Genomic DNA, 19,178 nt, shown 5'->3' with positions numbered 1-19,178 from the left:
TTACAACAGGAAATTTTCACACATGCATTTTGGTCGTCATATCTCAGGTCAATTCAACGCCGAGCTTGAGTCTATTCGTACCCACGTTTTGACCATGGGAGGCTTGGTTGAGCAACAGCTGTCGTTTGCAATGCAGGCTCTGCATAAAGACGATATTGAGCTTGCCCGAAAAGTGGTAAGAGACGATCACAAAGTCAATGCAATGGAAGTGTCTATCGATGAAGCGTGCACTCGTATCATTGCCAAGCGTCAGCCCACCGCCAAAGATCTTCGTTTGGTGATGGCCATTATCAAAACCATAACGGATTTAGAGCGCATTGGTGATGTGGCAACCCGTATCGCGCGTGTAGCCATAGAGCAGCCATCAACTAAGCACCAAAAGTTCCATGTTTCTTTGGAGCCGTTATGCCGACAAGCCATTGCTATGCTGCATCAAGTACTTGACGCGTTTGCTCGCATGGACGTTGATGCGGCGGCAGAAGTCTACAAGCTGGATGATAAGTTAGACGCGGAATACGAAGCGGTGATCCGTCAGTTGATGACCTATATGATGGAAGACCCAAAGAACATCCCTAACATTCTTCAGGTCATGTGGTCAGCACGTGCTATCGAGCGTGTTGGCGATCGCTGTCAAAATATCTGTGAGTACATTATCTACTTCGTGAAAGGGAAAGATGTACGCCACTTAGATGAGAAGGCCATCAAGGACATTTTGTAATCTGTCGCCTCCGTTTCGAGTTAGAAGCGACCAACCACGCCAAAGCTTAATGAGAAGTGCGAGCCCATAGAGATGAAGGTGTTGCTCGCACCGAACACGTCATAATCAAAGCCGGTTCTTAGACCAAAGCTTGGATTTAGCATGTACACGTAACCCGCACTGATGCTAAGTCCGTTAGCACTGCGATTAAGCAACTCACTGTTGATGCGCTTCTCGCCACGATAGTTGGCGAGGCCGATCTCTGCTTGCAGTCCATAGTTCTCACGATCGCCAAACATATGCTGTAGGCCTAGACGATAAGAGTCGATGGTCTCGTCATAGCGGTCGGTATCGTAATACTTGCGCGCATAGCTTACGTAAACCGCATCCATTCCTAGAGCATCAGCGACACCAAGCTGAACGCCAGCACCGTTAAAAGCACCAATTTTTACATCTGGAGACAGATGGATGCTTTGCGCTTGAGCTTCCGACGCTATGGCGGTGAGGGGCAAGGTAGCAAGGATGGGTAGTAGCAGCTTTTTCATGGTCATATCTAATCGCAAACAGGAGGAGCGCCGATGGTAGCGGCTCCTGTTTATGCTGACTAAGTAGCGCCACTAATAGCTTTAATTAGCTGTGCTTATTGGCTTGCTGCGGCAATCTTTCTTCGATGATGGATTCTATCCATTTTGCTTTTGCAGAGTGGCGGTTTTTGTTGTGCAAGTAGCCAAATAGGCGCTTGGTATAAATCTGCCCATCTATTTCCACTTTGAGTGAGCGTAATTGGGAGTAATTGTGGATCGGAAACAAATTAGAATGCGGAAGTAGCATATCAGTAGATTCAATCACATCGATAAGTGCTAACAGCATCTCTGAGCGAAATCCCACTTTAGGTGTGTAGCCTTGTCGCTCTAGGATTTGGCTGGCATAGGTGAAGTGATCATTCCATCCCGGGGAGATAAGTGAAGCCAGCTCGTAACCGACGGAGTCTTTAGGCGTGATGAGTGGTTTAGTAATGGGGTGGTCTTGACGTACGATAATGCGCGCTTCTAAATCAAACAGAGGATCACGAGCCAGCTCTTTAGACAGATGTTCAAGATCGTAATGCACGCCGTAAAACACCTCTCCATTGCGAATTTTCTCCGCCGTGGTTTGATTCCAGCTGAGTAGCTCCAAATTTAGCAGTGGCGCTTGCTGCCTAAAAGCAGTAAATAACGCACCCGCAAGGCTTGTCATGACGATCGGAGCTAACGCGATGCGTATCGTCCCTGTAAGTGTCGCTGGATCAAACTCCTCCAGCTGATTGAGCGCTGCTTCTAAACCATCAACAAATGGTGCGATTTTATCCTCAAGATCTAAAGCAAAGGGTGTTGGCTCAAGGCCGCCTTGGACTTTGACAAACAGTTCATCTTCAAACACGGTACGAAGTTTTTGTAGAGCTTGGCTAACTGCAGGCTGCGTGACGTAAAGCCGTTCCGCTGCCTTACGGGTATTGCGCTCTTGCAGCAAAATACGAAAGGTTTTTAACAGATTTAGGTCGAGTCGACTAAACAGTTGCGTTGATTCAGTCATAGTTATCCGGCACAAACGATTGTTCTTCAATAGGTGTTCGCATATAGCCTTCTTTGTTGATTTCTGGCAAGTCAATCTCTGGGTAGGCGACTTCTTGGTAATCTATTTGGCCGAGCAGGTGAGTAATGCAGTTTAATCGAGCGCGTTTTTTATCATCGGAGGGGACTACCCACCATGGGCATTGCTTAGTATCCGTGTAAGAAAACATGGTGTCTTTGGCCTGCGAGTACTCTGCCCAGCGGTTGCGAGACTCCAAATCCATGGGGCTGAACTTCCAACGCTTAATCGGAGTATTTACACGCTCTAAAAAGCGCTTTTCTTGTTCTTCATCGGATACAGAGAACCAATACTTAAGAAGAATAATACCCGAGCGAACCAGCATGCGTTCAAACTCAGGGCAAGAGCGTAAGAACTCTTGGTACTGCTCATCGCTGCAAAACCCCATGACTTTCTCAACGCCAGCGCGGTTGTACCAGCTGCGGTCAAACAGCACGATTTCACCCGCCGCAGGTAGGTGAGCGACATAGCGCTGAAAATACCATTGGGTTTTCTCTTTTTCTGTTGGAGCGGGTAGGGCAGCAATACGACAAACGCGAGGATTGAGCTTTTCAGTAATGCGCTTAATGACGCCACCTTTTCCCGCAGCATCACGACCTTCAAATACTACAACGACTTTAAGCCCTTCTTGTTTGACCCACTCTTGTAGCTTAACCAGCTCGATCTGCAATCGAGCGAGTTCACTTTCATAGTGCTTTTTGTCCATTTTGCTTTTCTTGCCCATAGAAGTCCTTCTCCGACTTTCTTTGTGTTTGTTTTATAGAGAGTTTAGCACCCTAGTTACTGCGCGGATCTTGTCGCTACTGGTAACTGGGATGGCAAAATCATCAATATCGCCTGCCCCCATTTTGGCCTCGTTGGCGATAAAGTGCATTTTGCTGTTGCGAGAAGATTTGCCTGACAGGTGTACTTCCTGCACTTGGCTGGTGGTTATGATGGTGGCGACGTTATCGGCGCAAACACCCGCTCCGGCCATGAGAGATATGCGGCCATCCGCTTGTTTAACCAGCTCAGCTAACTTTGATGCGCCATCTAGCGCATTGGATGCCAACCCAGAAGTGAGTATTCGCTCACATCCCAGTGTAATCACGTCTTCAAGCGCCTGTTCTGGTTTTTTGCATTGATCAAATGCACGGTGGAAAGTAACGCCAAGAGCCAGCTCATGTGCCAGTTTCACTAGGCGAATTGAACGCGGCATGTCGATGTGCCCGTCTTTGTCTAAAAGTCCAAGCACTACCCCTTGCGCGCCATATTTTGCAGCTGTACGAATGTCTTCTGCCATGATTTCGACATCATCACAGTCATACAGGAAGTCGCCTTGGCGAGGTCGAATCATGACGTAGATGGGAATGCTAGACGACTGAACGGCTTGTTTGATTAATCCTGCGTTTGGAGTAAGGCCGCCTAAAGCAAGTGATGAACACAGTTCAATGCGGGTAGCGCCGCCAGCGATGGCATAAGCGAGTGACTCGATATTGTCGATACAGACTTCAAGTTGGTAGCTCATTTTAATTCTCAATAGAAAGACTGCTATCAATATATCGCTGACCAAGAAATCTGAAAATAAAAAAAGCCCGAGTCGGTGACTCGGGCTTCGTTTTTTGGCTAACTCGTTTCTTCTTCAATGATTGGCGTGCGTTTTTCGCTTTATATTTGTCCAACCATCACCCCTGGTTTGAGCGCAGGGTGAAGGGTCGAATTACTTAGATAGGTCTTCTGCGTGCTCAGATAGGAACGCTGCAACACCTTTCGGAGATGCGTCCATACCTGCTTTGCCTTCTTCCCATTGTGCAGGGCAAACTTCGCCGTGCTTCTGGTGGAAGTTTAGAGCGTCAACCATGCGTAGCATTTCGTCGATGTTACGGCCTAGTGGTAGGTCGTTAACAACTTGGTGACGTACAAGACCGTCTTCGTCGATTAGGAAAGAACCACGGAAAGCAACACCTGCTTCTGGGTGCTCAACGTCGTACGCTTTGCAGATTTCGTGCTTAACATCAGCAACTAGTGGGTATTTCACTTGACCGATACCGCCATCTTCGATAGCAGTGTTACGCCATGCGTTGTGAGAGAACTGAGAATCGATAGAAATACCGATAACTTCACAACCTTTAGCTTGGAAATCAGCTAGACGGTTGTCGAATGCAATCAGCTCAGATGGGCAAACGAATGTGAAGTCTAGTGGGTAGAAGAAAACAACCGCTTTCTTACCTTTAGTGAACTCAGCGAAGTTGAAGTTCTCAACGATGTCACCGTTGCCTAGAACAGCTGCTGCAGTAAAGTCTGGGGCTTGACGACCAACTAGTACCATTTTTTTTGCTCCTAAATAGGGATAATTTCAAACCATTTCGGTTTGGTCCGTGTTTGTACGAGACAAACTATAGTACACATTGTAGTATTGAAAAAAGCGAAAATATTAGATTAATTCCATCGAAAAAAGCGATGAAGCCACACGGTCGATTCCTTTTTTGATATTGGTTCAAAAACAGGCAGTTGAAATGAATAAATGGCCAAGTTTAAAGCAGCTTCATTACCTGGTTACACTTCATGAAACCCGGCACTTTAGCGAGGCAGCTGAGCGCTGTTTTGTCAGTCAATCGACCTTGAGTAAGGGAATCCAAAATCTTGAAGAGCTTATCGGTTGTCCTCTTTACGAAAAGAAAGACAAGAAAAGCCCATTAGTCTTTACTCAAGCAGGCGAGATGGTAGTGTCTCAAGGCCGTGAGCTGCTGGCTAAAGGCCAGGATCTGATTGAGCTGGGTAACCTCTGCCAAGGTGACGTGATGCAAGGTCAGTTAAAACTCGGCTGTATTCCAACGATCGCCCCTTTCTTATTGTGTGATTTGGTACAAGAGATCAATGCCCGCTACCCGCAGCTCAACTTACTATTAAGAGAAGATACTACAGCTAATTTGCTGGCGGCGCTGCGCCACGGTGAGTTGGACGTGCTCATCCTTGCGCTGCCAATGGATATTGGCACGATGGAAAGCTGCATTGTCGGCCACGACCCATTTAAGATGGTCATTAGCCGTAACCAAGCCGACAGTATTCGGGTGCCAATCAAATATGATGATTTGCCTGATGAGTCGGTCTTTTTGTTAGAGAACGAGCACTGCCTGACTGAACATGCGGTTTCAGCGTGTAAGCTCACTGAAAAAGAGAAGATCAACCCATTTAGCGCTACGAGTTTACATACCCTAGTACAAATGGTGGCTAACGGTTTGGGAACCACGTTCATTCCACAAATGGCGATTGAGCACGGTTTGCTTGAGAACCAAAATCTCATCGTGATTGAGCCGCCAGGTCAACAGGCTCATCGCGATATTGGTTTGGTATGGCGACCAAGCTCCTCGCGAAGAGATTCGTTTTTGCAGCTTGCAGATGTGGTTTCTGAGTTGTTGTAGCCAGTTTTGTAGAAACCGATCGACATTGTACTAGTGAAAGGCACCAGTTTAGGTGCCTTTTTTAGTATTTATAACTGAAGATTAGAATTATTTTCGAACCGTGAATCATGGCGGCGTTGAATTAGTTTTCAATCATTTCAGTGAGTTGACCATGTGAATTTCACACTGTGACATTTTGAAAAAGTGTTGTTGGCTTTGTCGATGCTAGTCTAGCTAGGTGAAGAGGAGGGCTCTCGTCGTTGGCTGGTTTATACATACAACATTTCACAATGTTCTTTTTGAAATTAATTTACGTAACTCACAACGAAAATGACTTGAAATAGCGAGCTTGATACAGAAAGAGGAAACTATCGAATTCGCAAAAACACCCACTTTAGAGTTGCAACTCTAAAGTGGGTTGCGGTAATGTAAATAGACGGTTTTGAGGTTTTTAAGGCAATGAGAAATCAGCACTTTGTATACTGAGCCATCAAAGAGTTGGCTTGCTAATTCGCCAAGCTGGAAAAACGACAGTTCATCACCTGTTGTTTAAAAGCTACAAATGAAAACTGATACTAAACCTGTTTTGAGCACTGCCCCTTGTGGTCGAATAAGACCACAGAATGTCGGTAGATTTGAGCGGCGTCAGCCGCTTCTTTTTTCTACAATTCCCCAACCCTAAGTAATGCCTTACGGGCTGACGCTTTCGCTATTATTTTCCGGTTGAATCTCTTCTGGTTCACTATCTTCTTGAAGCTCTAAAAGGTTGATTGCAATCGCGACAAAGTCACTGTCCGTGATAATGCCGACCAACTGCTTGTTATGTACTACAGGTAAGCATCCGACCTTATGTTTTTGCATATATAGGGCGCTTTCTTTCAAACCCGCTCGTGGTTCTGCGGTCATAATGTTGGTGCGCATCACTTCACTAAGCGGTGTCGACAGTGTGTAAGATTGATCGCTAGGTATTTTCTGCAATATGGACTCTTGCGCCGCGAGAACGTCACGCTGTGAAACAATACCTAGTAAATGACGTTCTGCATCGACGATTGGAATGTGGCGGATATCGAGCGCTTCCATCGTGTGTTTGGCGTCGGCTAATGAGTGAGACCGCAATAGGGTGTGAGGGTTGCGAGTCATCATGTCTTGGACCTTAATCATATGGCCTCCAACTCGTTCTGTTTGTGTACTTTAACTATAGGTTTTTTCACCGATTAAATCTGAGATTAACATCGTTTTTTGCCGTTTAACTCACAAAATATCCCTTTTGATAAAATGGTTTAAATGGCGCGTGGTAATTCACTGGTTAACTGGTCGCAAACGTCGGTTCAGCTTGCTATTCCAACGGGTCACTTTATACTATGCGGCTGCGAATTTTTTCGCCGTTTTAGTCGCTTAATAAAGAAGATTGGTGTTATGCAAGTTTCAGATTTTCACTTCGAATTACCTGATGAGCTGATTGCTCGTTACCCAAAGGCAGAGCGTAGCTCAAGCCGACTGCTTCAATTGACCGGTAACACGGGTGAAGTTGTAGATGGAAACTTCACTGATATCGTCAGCCAAGTTCAGCCTGGCGACCTTCTAGTGTTCAATAACACGCGCGTGATCCCGGCACGTATGTTTGGTCGCAAAGCTTCTGGCGGTAAGCTAGAAGTATTGGTAGAGCGTATGCTTGATGACAAGCGCGTTCTTGCGCACGTACGTTGTTCAAAATCACCAAAACCAGGTACCGAGCTGTTTTTGGGTGAAAACGACGAATACCAAGCGATCATGACGGCGCGTCACGATGCCTTGTTTGAAATTGAAATGCAGTCAGATAAGACAGTGCTTGAGATCCTAAACGATGTTGGTCACATGCCATTGCCGCCATACATCGATCGTCCAGATGAAGATGCCGACAAAGAACGTTACCAAACGGTTTATAACGAAAAACCCGGTGCGGTTGCGGCGCCTACTGCTGGTCTTCACTTTGACGATAGTGTTCTCGAGCAAATTAAAGCGAAAGGCGCCAACTTTGCGTATGTGACGCTTCATGTTGGCGCAGGTACATTCCAGCCTGTTCGCGTTGAAAATATCCATGACCACCACATGCATGCTGAATATGTAGAAGTGCCTCAAGAGGTGGTGGATGTGATTGCAGAGACTAAAGCGAACGGCGGCCGCATTATTGCAGTGGGTACCACCTCGGTACGTTCACTCGAGAGTGCGGCGCAAGATGCACTGAAAAATGGTACTGAGCTGGTGCCTTTCTTTGGTGATACCGAGATTTTCATCTTCCCTGGCTATGAGTATCAGCTGGTGGATTGTCTCGTGACCAATTTCCACCTACCAGAATCAACGCTGATCATGCTGGTGAGTGCGTTTGCTGGCTACGACAATGTTATGAATGCCTACCACCATGCGGTAGAGCAAAAATATCGCTTCTTTAGCTACGGTGATGCGATGTTCATTACCAAGAAAACGGCGTAGTTGACGCCTGTAGCGAGCGACAGTTTTTATTTCACTCAAGGACTCAGTGGAATACGGTAGGGAACACCAAAACCTTTCGCCAAACGAACTATGTTAGGTGAGCGGATCTAAGTGCGGCAAGCTACGCTTGTTAGTGCGTTTTAAGATTGAGTCAGACTGTGTCTCTGGCAATTTGGAGGCTTCGTGAAATTACAATACGAACTTAAGAAAAAAGATGGCCATGCGCGTCGTGGTCAGTTGACGTTTGAACGCGGTACAGTACAAACTCCGGCATTTATGCCAGTAGGTACATACGGTACCGTTAAAGGTATGACACCTGAAGAAGTACGCGGCACAGGTGCCGAAATTCTTCTTGGTAATACTTTCCACCTATGGCTTCGCCCAGGTCAAGAGATCATGAAGATGCACGGTGACTTGCACGACTTTATGAACTGGCATGGTCCTATCCTAACTGACTCTGGTGGCTTCCAGGTATTCAGTCTTGGTGATATCCGTAAAATCACAGAAGAGGGTGTGCATTTCCGTAACCCTGTAAACGGTGACCGTATTTTCATGGATGCAGAAAAATCTATGGAAATCCAAAAAGATCTTGGCTCTGATGTGGTGATGATCTTTGACGAGTGTACGCCATACCCAGCGACTCACGCAGAAGCGAAGAAGTCGATGGAAATGTCACTACGTTGGGCGCAGCGCTCTCGTGATCACTTCGACAAGTTAGACAACGAAAACTCGCTGTTCGGTATCGTTCAGGGTAGCGTATACGAAGACTTGCGTGATGTGTCGGTGAAAGGTCTGACTGACATCGGTTTCGATGGTTACGCGGTTGGTGGTCTTGCTGTTGGTGAACCAAAAGAAGAGATGCACCGCGTTCTTGAATTCACAACCCCTAAGCTTCCTGAAGATAAGCCTCGTTACCTAATGGGGGTAGGTAAACCTGAAGACTTAGTTGAAGGTGTTCGTCGTGGTATCGACATGTTTGACTGTGTGATGCCAACGCGTAACGCACGTAACGGTCACTTGTTCGTGACTGGCGGTGTGATTAAGATTCGTAACGCGACAAACAAAACTGACACAGGTCCTCTAGACGAGAACTGTGATTGCTACACTTGTAAAAATTACTCAAAAGCGTATCTACATCACCTAGATCGCTGTAACGAAATCTTGGGTGCACGTCTAAACACCATTCACAATCTGCGTCACTATCAAATGCTGATGGAAAGCATCCGTAAGGCAATTGATGAAGACCGTTTTGAGCAGTTTGTGGAAGAGTTTTACGCACGTCGCAACCGCGAAGTGCCACCACTAGATATGAAGGTCGACGCTCAATAGTTGGCTAAATAGTCGGCTATCCCTGCAATAGGTAACAAATCCTAGCTCTAGGTCACACTTTTTGTGCCTCTAAGCGAATAAGAAGCATTGAGTTACCGTTTGCTTCTTGAAAAGATAGGGGGATAGCCCAATTTTGGATATGTATTTACATTAAAGAGGATGTTCTCCGATGAGTTTGATCTCTGCAGCTCACGCAGCTGAAGCAGCACCACAAGGTGGCGGTTTCGAAATGCTAATCATGCTAGGCATGTTCGCGGTAATTTTTTACTTCATGATTTACCGCCCACAAGCGAAGCGTGCAAAAGAGCACAAAAACCTAATGGCTTCTATGGGTAAGGGCGACGAAGTCCTAACTAACGGCGGTCTAATTGGTAAAATCACTAAAATCGCTGAAGACAACGACTACATTGCTATCGCATTAAACGACAACAATGAAGTAGTTATCAAGAAAGACTTCATTACTGCAGTGCTACCAAAAGGTACGCTGAAGTCTCTATAAAACAGCTATAGGATCTCGCTGTGCTAAATCGTTACCCTTTGTGGAAGTACCTGATGGTGATATTCGCCATTGCGGCAGCGGCGTTATACGCACTTCCCAATCTATACGGTGAAGATCCGGCTATTCAAATTACAGGGGCGCGTGGCGCCTCTGTTGATATGTCGACGCTGGATACTGTCACTAAAGCTCTTGAAGAAGAGCAACTATCTCGTAAGTCCATTGCTCTAGAAAATGGCTCCATTCTTGTTCGTTTCAATGATACTGATACTCAGATCAGTGCTCGCGACATTATCAGTGAAGCATTAGGCAAAGACTCTATTGTTGCACTTAACCTTGCTCCTGCTACTCCAAACTGGCTAGAGTCGATTGGCGCTGCGCCAATGAAACTCGGTCTTGACCTTCGTGGTGGTGTTCACTTCTTGATGGAAGTGGATATGGACGCTGCGATGGAAAAGTTGGTTGGTCAGCAAGAAGAGGGCTTCCGTAGTGATCTTCGTGAAGAGCGTATTCGTTATCGCTCTATCAGACCTGCAGGCAAAGATGGCGTAGAAGTATTACTTCGTGATGCTGAGCAACTTGCAGAGGCGAAGACAGTACTGGAAGCAAAATACCCAGATATGGACTTCTTCGATTCTGACTCAAACGGCCGCTTTGCTTTGGTCGCTCGATTCAAAGAAACTCGCCTTCAAGAAATCCGTAATTACGCTGTAGAGCAGAACATCACTATCCTACGCAATCGTGTAAACGAACTGGGTGTGGCAGAGCCATTGGTTCAGCGTCAGGGTGCGAGCCGCATCGTGGTTGAGCTACCAGGTGTTCAAGACACTGCGCGCGCGAAAGAAATTTTGGGTGCAACAGCAACACTAGAGTTCCGTGAAGTAGACAGTTCGGCTGACTTGGCTGCCGCAGCAAGTGGTCGTGCGCCAGCGGGTAGCGAGATTAAGCTTGATCGTGACGGTCGTCCGGTTGTGCTTAAGAAGCGCGTTATCCTAGGTGGTGCCAGCATTACTGATGCAAGCTCTAGCGCAGACGAATATGGTCGCCCACAAGTTAACATCTCGCTAGACAGCGAAGGTGGTAACAAGATGGCAGCGTTCTCACGTCAGAACATCGGTAAGCTAATGGCAACGGTTTTCGCTGAATATAAAGACAGCGGCAAGCGTACGCCAGAAGGCAAAGTTATCCTTGATAAGCATGAAGAAGTGATCAACCAAGCGACAATTCAGTCTGCACTTGGTCGTAACTTCCGTATCACAGGTATCGATTCTGCTGCTGAAGCCCACAACTTAGCGCTACTGCTTCGTGCAGGTGCTCTGATTGCGCCGATTTCTATTGTTGAAGAACGTACTATCGGTCCATCAATGGGTCAGCAAAACATCGATATGGGTATCAAAGCGTGTATCACAGGTATGATTGCCGTGATGCTATTTACGCTGGTTTACTATCGTCGATTTGGTCTGTTTGCCAACATGGCGTTGATGGCGAACATTGTTCTTATCGTTGGTGTTATGTCGATGATTCCAGGTGCGACGATGACGCTGCCAGGTATCGCTGGTATCGTACTGACGGTTGGTATGGCGGTGGATGCGAACGTTCTGATCTTTGAACGGATACGTGAAGAACTGAAAGATGGGCGTAACCCTCAGCAGGCGATTCACCAAGGCTATGCTAACGCTTTCAGCACCATCGCCGATGCGAACATCACCACCTTGATTACAGCGATTATTCTATTTGCTGTGGGTACAGGTGCGATCAAAGGCTTCGCGGTAACACTATCTATCGGTATTATTACTTCTATGTTTACAGCCATCATCGGTACACGTTGTCTCGTGAACCTGGTTTATGGCGGTAAGCGTATCAACAAATTGTCGATCTAAGGGTTAGTTATGTTTCAGATAATGAAAGCAGACAAAACGATCGACTTTATGCGTTGGTCAAAAGTTGCGTTCGTTCTATCCATTGTGATGATCGGTGCAGCTATTTTTACACTGTCGACGAAGTGGCTTAACTGGGGTCTAGACTTTACTGGCGGTACACTTATTGAGGTAGGCTTTGAACAGCCAGCAAACCTTGAGGAAGTCCGTTCAGCACTAGATGCGAAAGGCTTTGGCGATGCCACGGTACAGAATTTCGGTTCTGCTCGCGATGTTATGGTTCGTCTGCGTCCTCGTGATGACATGCAGGCAGAGGCGCTGGGCAACCAGATCCTAGATGCCATTCGCGTCGGCACGGGTGAAGACGTTGAAATGCGTCGTATCGAGTTCGTAGGTCCAAACGTCGGTGATGAGCTTACAGAAGCGGGTGGTCTTGCGATCCTTGTATCGCTTATCTGTATCTTGATATACGTCTCAGTGCGATTTGAATGGCGTTTGGCAGCGGGTGCGGTGCTCGCGCTTGCACACGACGTTATCATCACGCTGGGCATCTTCTCGCTTATGCAGATTGAAGTTGATTTGACGATTGTCGCAGCACTTCTAACGGTTGTCGGTTACTCACTCAACGATACCATCGTTGTATTTGACCGTATCCGTGAGAACTTCCGCAAGATGCGTAAGGGTGAGTCAGCTGACATCATGAACAGCTCCATCACGCAAACGCTAAGCCGTACCTTGATTACGTCTGGTACTACCTTGTTCGTAGTTATTGCACTGTTTACTCAAGGTGGTGCGATGATCCACGGCTTTGCGACTGCATTGCTACTGGGTATCACGGTCGGTACTTACTCTTCTATCTACGTAGCATCTGCGCTAGCTCTGAAACTGGGTATCCAGAGAGAGCACCTAATGCCGCCACAGATTGAAAAAGAAGGCGCTGAGTTTGATGAGATGCCATAAGGCAAATTGTCGGATTTGATGAAACGGCTCTGCATTTGCAGGGCCGTTTTTGTAACGAGGGTTTTTACTCAATTACAAAGCCATTCGATGTCTTTCCAATAACGAACGTTTAAAAGAGATTTTTCAACCTAACTTTATTACAAGAGTATTGTATTAGCTTCTCTATTTTGGACTGGAAGAAGGAGGTTATGTAATGCTACAACAGTACGAAAGACTCACAGAAGACGAGAAACTTTACCTGAAAAATCATCCTCATCATGTAGTTGCTATAGCTAGATCTAAAGATATTGCTTATGAGGAAACTAAAGTTCGATTTGGTTGTAACAGGTGCAATGACAAAAGCGATGCTTTTAGACATTGTTTTTGGTCAGCGATTTTGGCGAGAGATATTGGTTATAAGAATGCTTTAGAGTTTACATCAGCACATGAAAGCTCTGAGGACAACGACGCTTCAGAGAAGAATATGGATCTTCATAATAATCTTGTAGGGCTGAGGATTGGTTTATCAAGAGCAGGTGATGAAAAGTTGTCGCACTACTGTCGCACGGCTCTTTTGGTTGGGCGATTGAAGGTGCTTAGAGAATGAAAAAACTAACATTACTCATAGTCACGTTATTGATATCAGCCTGTAGTGAGGAAGTTACTTTTACTAACTCTGAACGCTCATTTGATAGCAATATTTGGAAAAGTTCTCCGAACCAACGCTACAGCATGCTAGAGGATTTTTACAAGCAATCTGCCATGACTCTAGATAGTAGTGAAATTATTGATAAATTGGGTCAGCCTGACGCGTACTATTTATATGATGAGTTTCCGGCATACCGCTTGAGCGAAAGCCAAGATTGTCTAGTTGCATTTGTGATTGATCGCTCGACAAAAAAGGTCTCAGAAGTGTTATTAGAGCCTGAAGGATGTATGGACTAAATTACTTTGGTTTCTGAGCTCTCCTATTTACTAAACATCTGCGCTAGCTCTGAAATAGGGCATCCAGAGAGAGCACCTAATGCCGCCACAGATTGAAAAAGAAGGCGCTGAGTTTGATGAGATGCCTTAGGGTATTTCTGTCCGAGTGCAGTGATCCCGTCATCCCACTAGCCGTGCGCCTGCGTACGCAGGGATCTACTCACAGCGATCACCAAGCCTCGAATAGATTCCTGCCTACGCAGGAATGACACACATGTAAGCGACAAGCACAAAAAAGCCACTCTTCGGAGTGGCTTTTCTTTTATCCAGGAAAAATGATTCTTAGTGAAAACACGTAACTTCCTTGGCACTAAACAAAAAAATCCCGACCATAGGTCGGGATTTCAAATTCAGCTGTGACGGGCTGTGCTTTCTTTTACGGAACTACTTAAGCTCTAAAGAATTACTTAAGGATAGCTTCGTTACCGTTTTCACGGATGTGTTTTAGCATCGCTTTCACGCCGCGAGCGCTTGAAGCAACAACGTTACCAGACTTCATGTACTCAGTACCGCCAGAGAAGTCAGTCACGATAGCGCCAGCTTCACGAGCAATCAGTTCGCCTGCCGCCATGTCCCATGGTTTTAGACCAAGCTCGAAGTAACCGTCTAGACGACCCGCTGCAACGTAACATAGGTCTAGAGCTGCAGAGCCAGCACGACGGAAGTCAGAGCACTCGTTGAACATAGAAGACATGATCTTGAAGTAGCTTTCAGAATGTTGCTTCTGCTTGAATGGGAAGCCAGTACCGATAACAGTACCTTTGATATCTTTAAGCTGAGTTACACGGATACGTGCATTGTTAAGCTGAGCGCCAGCACCACGTTGTGCAGTGAAAAGCTCGTTAACCATTGGGTCGTAAACACACGCTACTTCTGTTTTACCTTTGATGCGAACTGCAATAGATACAGCGAAAGTAGGAATGCCTCGAACGAAGTTATTAGTGCCATCCAGTGGGTCGATGATCCATTGTACGTCACTATCTTTACCTTCAATGAGTCCACCCTCTTCAGCAATGATGCTGTGGTCTGGGTATGAAGCTTGGATAGTGCTGATGATGATTGCTTCGGCGTCTTTGTCTACGTTAGTAACAAAGTCATTAGTGCCTTTCTGTACTGACTCAATCTTGTCAGTGTTTTCTAGTGATTTAGCAATATGGTTGCCCGCTTTACGCGCAGCGCGTATAGCGATGTTTAGCATTGGATGCATACGAATTTTCCCAACGGATGTTAAAGAACAAAAAGCGGCGCGAAGTATACCAAAGATTTGGCAAAAGGGAAGTGGTTATTTTTTGTGCTGTTAATTTTATGAATAGAAAGATCCTGACTACTTTAGTCAAGATTATGTTACCATTCTGCGATTGTGTAAAATGAGTGCAACGTGACAATGCTAGACAACGTAAAAATCGTCCTGGTGGGGACTTCTCATTCTGGAAATATCGGCTCGGCAGCTCGAGCGATGAAGGTAATGGGACTAAGCCAGATGGTGCTTGTGGACCCTCAATGTGAGGTAGACTCGCAGGCGGTTGCGTTGGCCGCGGGTGCGAGTGATATCGCGTTAGGTGCAAAAGTCGTTTCGACTTTAGAAGAAGCGGTGGAAGATTGCGGCCTAGTAGTTGGCTCAAGTGCACGCTCTCGTACTCTTGATTGGCCAATGATTGAACCACGTGAGTGCGGTAAAAAGTTTGCGGTCGAAGGCGAAAAGCATGCGGTGGCATTGGTATTTGGGCGCGAGCGCACCGGCTTAACCAATGACGAGCTGCAGCTGTGTCATTATCATACGTGTATTCCCGCAAACCCAGAATACAGTTCGCTCAATCTTGCTATGGCGGTGCAAACACTGAGCTATGAAGTAAGAGTTGCGCATTTAGAGCGAGAAGCTCAGCAGTACTCAGAGCCAAGTGAAGTCGATTATCCGCGTCACAAAGAACTGGAATTATTCTACCAACACCTTGAAAAAGTCATTATGGATACCCAGTTTATCTCGAAGGAGAAGCCGGGGCTTGTCATGAATAAGTTGCGAAGAATGTTTAGTCGAGCACGTCCTGAAACCACGGAAATCAATACGTTGCGCGGTATTTTAACCTCAGTTGAAAAAGCGATAGGGGTTAAAGAATAACCATTTCTTTTATTGGGTTAAATACCTGAGTATTTTAGTCAATTAAATACTTGACTAAAATACTCAGGTATGAAAATATTTATGCCACATAATCAATGTGGATAGTGTGATATGAGACTTACATCAAAAGGAAGATATGCAGTAACAGCGATGCTTGATGTCGCACTGCACTCACAGCAAAGCCCAGTACCTCTAGCTGACATCTCAGAACGTCAAGGTATCTCTTTGTCTTATCTAGAACAGCTGTTCTCCAAACTTCGCAAAGCGGGCTTGGTGGCGAGTGTTCGTGGTCCAGGTGGTGGTTACCGCTTAGGCGCAGAAGCCAACGAGATTTCAATCGGTACTGTCATCGCTGCAGTTGATGAGTCCGTTGATGCAACAAAATGCGCTGGCAAAGGAGATTGCCAGGGTGGTACACGTTGCCTCACACACACACTGTGGAGAGATTTAAGCTCTCGCATCAGTGACTTCCTAAACAACATCACTCTTGGTGAGCTGATGGTAGATAACGAAGTATTAGAAATTTCAGACCGACAAGACGTAGATCTCGCGGTAAATCATGGGTTCTCAAGAAAAAGTACAAGCACCGCACCCATCGGAATCAATGTTCGCTCGTAGTAGTGTCGCTTATACATTGGAGTAAAGAATGAAACTGCCTATTTATCTAGACTACTCTGCCACTTGCCCTGTCGATCCAAGGGTTGCAGAAAAAATGGTTCAATACATGACGATGGACGGTACCTTTGGTAACCCAGCGTCACGTTCTCACCGTTTTGGTTGGCAAGCAGAAGAAGCAGTAGATAACGCTCGTGAACAGATCGCTGATCTGTTGAACGCAGACCCTCGCGAAGTCGTATTTACGTCTGGCGCTACTGAATCTGACAACCTTGCTATCAAAGGTGCAGCGCACTTCTACAGCAAGAAAGGTAAGCACATCATCACGGTTAAGACTGAGCACAAAGCAGTTCTTGACCCATGCCGTCAGCTTGAGCGTGAAGGCTTCGAAGTGACCTACCTTGAACCTGAATCAAACGGTATTGTTGACCTAGCTAAACTAGAAGCGGCGATGCGTGAAGACACAGTGCTTGTGTCAATCATGCACGTAAACAACGAAATCGGTGTTGTACAAGACATTACAGCTATCGGCGAACTTTGCCGTAGCAAGAAAATCGTATTCCACGTAGACGCAGCGCAATCTGCAGGCAAACTGCCTATCGACGTTCAAGAAATGAAGGTTGATCTGATTTCAATGTCTGCTCATAAAGCATACGGCCCTAAAGGTATTGGTGCGCTTTACGTGCGTCGTAAGCCACGTATTCGTCTAGAAGCGCAAATGCACGGTGGCGGTCATGAGCGTGGTTTCCGCTCTGGCACATTACCTACGCACCAGATCGTGGGTATGGGAGAAGCCTTTGCTATCGCTAAGCAAGATATGCAGAAAGACTACGACCACGCAAAAGCATTGCGTGACCGTCTACTGAACGGCGTTAAAGATCTTGAAGCCGTGACAGTCAATGGTGACCTAGAGCAGCGTGTTCCACACAACCTAAACGTAAGCTTTGCGTTCGTTGAGGGTGAGTCGCTACTAATGTCGCTTAAAGACTTGGCAGTATCTTCTGGTTCTGCATGTACATCAGCAAGTCTAGAGCCTTCATATGTGCTGCGTGCACTTGGCCTTAACGATGAGCTAGCACACAGCTCGGTTCGCTTCTCATTTGGTCGTTTCACCACAGAAGAAGACATCGACTTTGCGATTGAGCAGATCAGAACAGCAGTAAACAAATTACGTGACATGTCTCCTCTATGGGATATGTATAAAGAAGGGATTGACCTAGACACGGTTGAGTGGGCACACCACTAATCTCACGGAAGTAGAGGATTCGAGGAAGTTATTATGGCGTATAGTGAAAAAGTAATTGACCACTATGAGAACCCACGCAACGTAGGTTCATTTGATAAGAATGATCCGGCTGTGGGAAGTGGTATGGTTGGCGCACCAGCTTGTGGTGACGTAATGAAACTGCAGATCAAGGTGACACCAGAAGGTATCATCGAAGATGCTAAGTTTAAGACCTACGGCTGTGGTTCAGCGATCGCGTCAAGCTCACTGGTTACTGAATGGGTTAAAGGCAAATCGATCGATGAAGCAGCAGCTATCAAAAATGCTGAAATTGCAGAAGAGCTAGAGTTGCCACCAGTGAAAGTACACTGCTCAATTCTTGCTGAAGATGCAATCAAAGCAGCGGTTGCAGACTACAAGAAAAAGCACGACTAAACTGCTTGGATAACCGAGCCCTTTAGCTTTATTAGATACAGTATCATCAAGAGAAACGAACAAAGGTTGTAGTATGGCCATCTCAATGACAGACGCAGCAGCGAGCCGAGTTAAGACATTTTTAGATAATCGCGGCAAAGGTATTGGACTACGCTTAGGTGTAAAGACCACGGGTTGCTCTGGTATGGCTTACGTTCTTGAGTTCGTTGATGATCTGGATGAAGGTGATTCAGTGTTTGAGCACTCAGGTGTGAAAGTGATCATCGATGCTAAGAGCTTGGTTTATCTAGATGGCACAGAGCTCGATTATGTAAAAGAAGGCTTGAACGAAGGTTTTGAGTTCAACAACCCAAATGCGAAAGGCGAGTGTGGTTGTGGTGAAAGCTTTAATGTTTAACCTTTGACGAGCTTGGCTGTTGTATCGGTCAAGCTCATTAGTTGCGAGTCAATGCTATGAACCATTTCGAATTATTTGGGCTACCTGTTCAGTTTCAGTTGGACGGTAGCCTTCTTTCTTCTCAGTTCCGAGAACTGCAAAAACGCTTTCACCCAGACAACTTCGCCACTGCCTCTGAGCGCGACCGCTTACTTGCAGTGCAGAAGGCTGCGCAGATTAATGATGCCTATGAAGTGCTGAAAAAGCCTATCTCTCGCGCCGAATATCTGTTGGCGGAGAACGGTGTCGATATTCGCGCTGAGCAGCAGACATTGCAAGATCCATTGTTCTTAATGGAGCAGATGGAACTTCGAGAAGAATTGGAAGATCTCGCGTCTTCAAGTGACCCTGAATCAGAACTTTTTGACTTTGAAGCTAAGGTCAGCAAAATGTTCAAGGTACAGTTATCAGAATTAGAAGGTCAGCTTTCGCAAGCTGAATGGCCTGTCGCTGCTGATAGCGTTAGAAAACTAAAATTTATCGCCAAGTTGCAAAGAGAAATAGAACAGCTAGAAGATAAGCTGCTTGGTTAATGGAAGCTCCCAAGGATA

At 46.1% G+C, this 19,178-nt stretch carries 22 protein-coding genes and 1 pseudogene; 16 read left to right on the top strand and 7 right to left on the bottom strand.

The genetic code is table 11. The annotated features are described in order from the left end of the window. Nucleotides 1-22 precede the first annotated feature (22 nt). The gene (gene phoU / locus L4C42_RS16595) at nucleotides 23-718 is read left to right on the top strand and encodes a phosphate signaling complex protein PhoU (RefSeq protein WP_338163601.1); all 696 of its coding nucleotides are present in this window, start codon (nucleotides 23-25) and stop codon (nucleotides 716-718) included. Nucleotides 719-738: 20 nt separating this feature from the next. On the opposite strand, the gene L4C42_RS16590 is transcribed toward phoU, so the two are convergent. The 5 genes from L4C42_RS16590 to L4C42_RS16570 form a co-directional block, all read right to left on the bottom strand. Further along, nucleotides 739-1,242 (bottom strand): hypothetical protein, encoded by a 504-nt coding sequence (locus L4C42_RS16590; RefSeq protein WP_353497918.1) that lies wholly within the window; start codon nucleotides 1,240-1,242, stop codon nucleotides 739-741. Between the two features lie 85 nt (nucleotides 1,243-1,327). Continuing rightward, nucleotides 1,328-2,269, bottom strand: a complete 942-nt coding sequence (locus tag L4C42_RS16585; protein WP_353497919.1) for a LysR family transcriptional regulator — start codon at nucleotides 2,267-2,269, stop codon at nucleotides 1,328-1,330. Continuing rightward, nucleotides 2,262-3,050 (bottom strand): polyphosphate kinase 2, encoded by a 789-nt coding sequence (ppk2, locus tag L4C42_RS16580; protein ID WP_353497920.1) that lies wholly within the window; start codon nucleotides 3,048-3,050, stop codon nucleotides 2,262-2,264. The genes L4C42_RS16585 and ppk2 overlap by 8 nt, the downstream gene beginning before the upstream one ends. A 33-nt stretch (nucleotides 3,051-3,083) precedes the next feature. Then, nucleotides 3,084-3,833: a copper homeostasis protein CutC gene (locus L4C42_RS16575; RefSeq protein WP_418641733.1), complete on the bottom strand. Its 750-nt coding sequence runs from the start codon at nucleotides 3,831-3,833 to the stop codon at nucleotides 3,084-3,086. Nucleotides 3,834-4,025: 192 nt separating this feature from the next. Further along, the gene (locus L4C42_RS16570; protein WP_042476179.1) at nucleotides 4,026-4,634 is read right to left on the bottom strand and encodes a peroxiredoxin; all 609 of its coding nucleotides are present in this window, start codon (nucleotides 4,632-4,634) and stop codon (nucleotides 4,026-4,028) included. A 187-nt stretch (nucleotides 4,635-4,821) separates the two neighbouring features. Here L4C42_RS16570 and L4C42_RS16565 point away from each other — a divergent pair, with 187 nt between their 5' ends. Next, entirely contained in the window at nucleotides 4,822-5,727 is a 906-nt protein-coding gene (locus L4C42_RS16565; RefSeq protein ID WP_418641732.1) for a hydrogen peroxide-inducible genes activator, read from the top strand. 669 nt (nucleotides 5,728-6,396) lie between these two features. Here L4C42_RS16565 and L4C42_RS16560 read toward each other — a convergent pair. Beyond that, the gene (locus tag L4C42_RS16560) at nucleotides 6,397-6,867 is read right to left on the bottom strand and encodes a CBS domain-containing protein (RefSeq protein ID WP_353497923.1); all 471 of its coding nucleotides are present in this window, start codon (nucleotides 6,865-6,867) and stop codon (nucleotides 6,397-6,399) included. Nucleotides 6,868-7,122: 255 nt separating this feature from the next. On the opposite strand from L4C42_RS16560, the gene queA reads away from it, so the two are divergent. The 8 genes and pseudogenes from queA to L4C42_RS16520 form a co-directional block, all read left to right on the top strand. Beyond that, entirely contained in the window at nucleotides 7,123-8,175 is a 1,053-nt protein-coding gene (gene queA / locus L4C42_RS16555; protein WP_418642296.1) for a tRNA preQ1(34) S-adenosylmethionine ribosyltransferase-isomerase QueA, read from the top strand. Nucleotides 8,176-8,358: 183 nt separating this feature from the next. Further along, the gene (gene tgt / locus L4C42_RS16550; protein WP_353497924.1) at nucleotides 8,359-9,504 is read left to right on the top strand and encodes a tRNA guanosine(34) transglycosylase Tgt; all 1,146 of its coding nucleotides are present in this window, start codon (nucleotides 8,359-8,361) and stop codon (nucleotides 9,502-9,504) included. Nucleotides 9,505-9,673: 169 nt separating this feature from the next. Next, a complete protein-coding gene (gene yajC, locus L4C42_RS16545) occupies nucleotides 9,674-10,003 on the top strand; it encodes a preprotein translocase subunit YajC (RefSeq protein WP_353497925.1) in 330 nt (109 codons plus the stop codon). A 20-nt stretch (nucleotides 10,004-10,023) separates the two neighbouring features. Continuing rightward, nucleotides 10,024-11,880 carry a protein translocase subunit SecD gene (gene secD / locus L4C42_RS16540; RefSeq protein ID WP_353497926.1) on the top strand — a complete coding sequence of 619 codons (1,857 nt, stop codon included), beginning with the start codon at nucleotides 10,024-10,026 and terminating at the stop codon, nucleotides 11,878-11,880. 9 nt (nucleotides 11,881-11,889) lie between these two features. Continuing rightward, entirely contained in the window at nucleotides 11,890-12,837 is a 948-nt protein-coding gene (gene secF / locus L4C42_RS16535; protein ID WP_353497927.1) for a protein translocase subunit SecF, read from the top strand. A 193-nt stretch (nucleotides 12,838-13,030) separates the two neighbouring features. After that, complete coding sequence (locus tag L4C42_RS16530) at nucleotides 13,031-13,423, top strand: DUF6973 domain-containing protein (RefSeq protein ID WP_353497928.1); 393 nt, start codon at nucleotides 13,031-13,033, stop codon at nucleotides 13,421-13,423. Then, nucleotides 13,420-13,761, top strand: coding sequence for a hypothetical protein (locus L4C42_RS16525; RefSeq protein WP_353497929.1), 342 nt, complete (start codon nucleotides 13,420-13,422; stop codon nucleotides 13,759-13,761). Before L4C42_RS16530 ends, L4C42_RS16525 begins: the two co-directional genes overlap by 4 nt. Before the next feature lie 37 nt (nucleotides 13,762-13,798). Then, nucleotides 13,799-13,891 (top strand): annotated as a pseudogene (locus L4C42_RS16520) (protein translocase subunit SecF); the annotation flags it as partial. Between the two features lie 312 nt (nucleotides 13,892-14,203). On the opposite strand, the gene suhB reads toward L4C42_RS16520, so the two are convergent. Then, nucleotides 14,204-15,007 carry an inositol-1-monophosphatase gene (gene suhB, locus L4C42_RS16515; RefSeq protein ID WP_353497930.1) on the bottom strand — a complete coding sequence of 268 codons (804 nt, stop codon included), beginning with the start codon at nucleotides 15,005-15,007 and terminating at the stop codon, nucleotides 14,204-14,206. 177 nt (nucleotides 15,008-15,184) lie between these two features. On the opposite strand from suhB, the gene trmJ reads away from it, so the two are divergent. The 6 genes from trmJ to hscB all read left to right on the top strand — a co-directional run bounded on the left by trmJ (nucleotide 15,185) and on the right by hscB (nucleotide 19,160). Then, the gene (gene trmJ / locus L4C42_RS16510; RefSeq protein ID WP_353498660.1) at nucleotides 15,185-15,916 is read left to right on the top strand and encodes a tRNA (cytosine(32)/uridine(32)-2'-O)-methyltransferase TrmJ; all 732 of its coding nucleotides are present in this window, start codon (nucleotides 15,185-15,187) and stop codon (nucleotides 15,914-15,916) included. Nucleotides 15,917-16,027: 111 nt separating this feature from the next. Next, nucleotides 16,028-16,534: a Fe-S cluster assembly transcriptional regulator IscR gene (iscR, locus tag L4C42_RS16505; protein ID WP_042476234.1), complete on the top strand. Its 507-nt coding sequence runs from the start codon at nucleotides 16,028-16,030 to the stop codon at nucleotides 16,532-16,534. A gap of 28 nt (nucleotides 16,535-16,562) precedes the next feature. Next, nucleotides 16,563-17,777 (top strand): IscS subfamily cysteine desulfurase, encoded by a 1,215-nt coding sequence (locus L4C42_RS16500; protein ID WP_353497931.1) that lies wholly within the window; start codon nucleotides 16,563-16,565, stop codon nucleotides 17,775-17,777. 33 nt (nucleotides 17,778-17,810) lie between these two features. Next, nucleotides 17,811-18,191 carry a Fe-S cluster assembly scaffold IscU gene (iscU, locus tag L4C42_RS16495; protein WP_042476238.1) on the top strand — a complete coding sequence of 127 codons (381 nt, stop codon included), beginning with the start codon at nucleotides 17,811-17,813 and terminating at the stop codon, nucleotides 18,189-18,191. A gap of 73 nt (nucleotides 18,192-18,264) precedes the next feature. Continuing rightward, nucleotides 18,265-18,588, top strand: a complete 324-nt coding sequence (iscA, locus tag L4C42_RS16490; RefSeq protein WP_042476242.1) for an iron-sulfur cluster assembly protein IscA — start codon at nucleotides 18,265-18,267, stop codon at nucleotides 18,586-18,588. Between the two features lie 56 nt (nucleotides 18,589-18,644). Further along, nucleotides 18,645-19,160 (top strand): co-chaperone HscB, encoded by a 516-nt coding sequence (hscB, locus tag L4C42_RS16485; protein WP_353497932.1) that lies wholly within the window; start codon nucleotides 18,645-18,647, stop codon nucleotides 19,158-19,160. Nucleotides 19,161-19,178: the final 18 nt, after the last annotated feature.

The sequence above is a fragment of the Vibrio wakamikoensis genome, from assembly GCF_050337275.1.
Taxonomy (GTDB): domain Bacteria; phylum Pseudomonadota; class Gammaproteobacteria; order Enterobacterales; family Vibrionaceae; genus Vibrio; species Vibrio chaetopteri.
The sequence above is the reverse complement of the archived record's forward strand: the minus strand, read 5'-3'. Positions and strand labels throughout refer to the sequence as shown.

Bases quoted from the DNA above. Each gene is read 5' to 3' on its own strand.
- L4C42_RS16560 (WP_353497923.1), bottom strand. From the start codon at position 6,867: ATGATTAAGGTCCAAGACATGATGACTCGCAACCCTCACACCCTATTG.
- iscU (WP_042476238.1), top strand. From the start codon at position 17,811: ATGGCGTATAGTGAAAAAGTAATTGACCACTATGAGAACCCACGCAAC.
- iscA (WP_042476242.1), top strand. From the start codon at position 18,265: ATGGCCATCTCAATGACAGACGCAGCAGCGAGCCGAGTTAAGACATTT.
- hscB (WP_353497932.1), top strand. From the start codon at position 18,645: ATGAACCATTTCGAATTATTTGGGCTACCTGTTCAGTTTCAGTTGGAC.
- phoU (WP_338163601.1), top strand. From the start codon at position 23: ATGCATTTTGGTCGTCATATCTCAGGTCAATTCAACGCCGAGCTTGAG.
- L4C42_RS16565 (WP_418641732.1), top strand. From the start codon at position 4,822: ATGAATAAATGGCCAAGTTTAAAGCAGCTTCATTACCTGGTTACACTT.
- L4C42_RS16500 (WP_353497931.1), top strand. From the start codon at position 16,563: ATGAAACTGCCTATTTATCTAGACTACTCTGCCACTTGCCCTGTCGAT.
- iscR (WP_042476234.1), top strand. From the start codon at position 16,028: ATGAGACTTACATCAAAAGGAAGATATGCAGTAACAGCGATGCTTGAT.
- L4C42_RS16530 (WP_353497928.1), top strand. From the start codon at position 13,031: ATGCTACAACAGTACGAAAGACTCACAGAAGACGAGAAACTTTACCTG.
- queA (WP_418642296.1), top strand. From the start codon at position 7,123: ATGCAAGTTTCAGATTTTCACTTCGAATTACCTGATGAGCTGATTGCT.
- suhB (WP_353497930.1), bottom strand. From the start codon at position 15,007: ATGCATCCAATGCTAAACATCGCTATACGCGCTGCGCGTAAAGCGGGC.
- L4C42_RS16585 (WP_353497919.1), bottom strand. From the start codon at position 2,269: ATGACTGAATCAACGCAACTGTTTAGTCGACTCGACCTAAATCTGTTA.
- yajC (WP_353497925.1), top strand. From the start codon at position 9,674: ATGAGTTTGATCTCTGCAGCTCACGCAGCTGAAGCAGCACCACAAGGT.
- L4C42_RS16590 (WP_353497918.1), bottom strand. From the start codon at position 1,242: ATGAAAAAGCTGCTACTACCCATCCTTGCTACCTTGCCCCTCACCGCC.
- L4C42_RS16575 (WP_418641733.1), bottom strand. From the start codon at position 3,833: ATGAGCTACCAACTTGAAGTCTGTATCGACAATATCGAGTCACTCGCT.
- L4C42_RS16525 (WP_353497929.1), top strand. From the start codon at position 13,420: ATGAAAAAACTAACATTACTCATAGTCACGTTATTGATATCAGCCTGT.
- secF (WP_353497927.1), top strand. From the start codon at position 11,890: ATGTTTCAGATAATGAAAGCAGACAAAACGATCGACTTTATGCGTTGG.
- trmJ (WP_353498660.1), top strand. From the start codon at position 15,185: ATGCTAGACAACGTAAAAATCGTCCTGGTGGGGACTTCTCATTCTGGA.
- L4C42_RS16570 (WP_042476179.1), bottom strand. From the start codon at position 4,634: ATGGTACTAGTTGGTCGTCAAGCCCCAGACTTTACTGCAGCAGCTGTT.
- ppk2 (WP_353497920.1), bottom strand. From the start codon at position 3,050: ATGGGCAAGAAAAGCAAAATGGACAAAAAGCACTATGAAAGTGAACTC.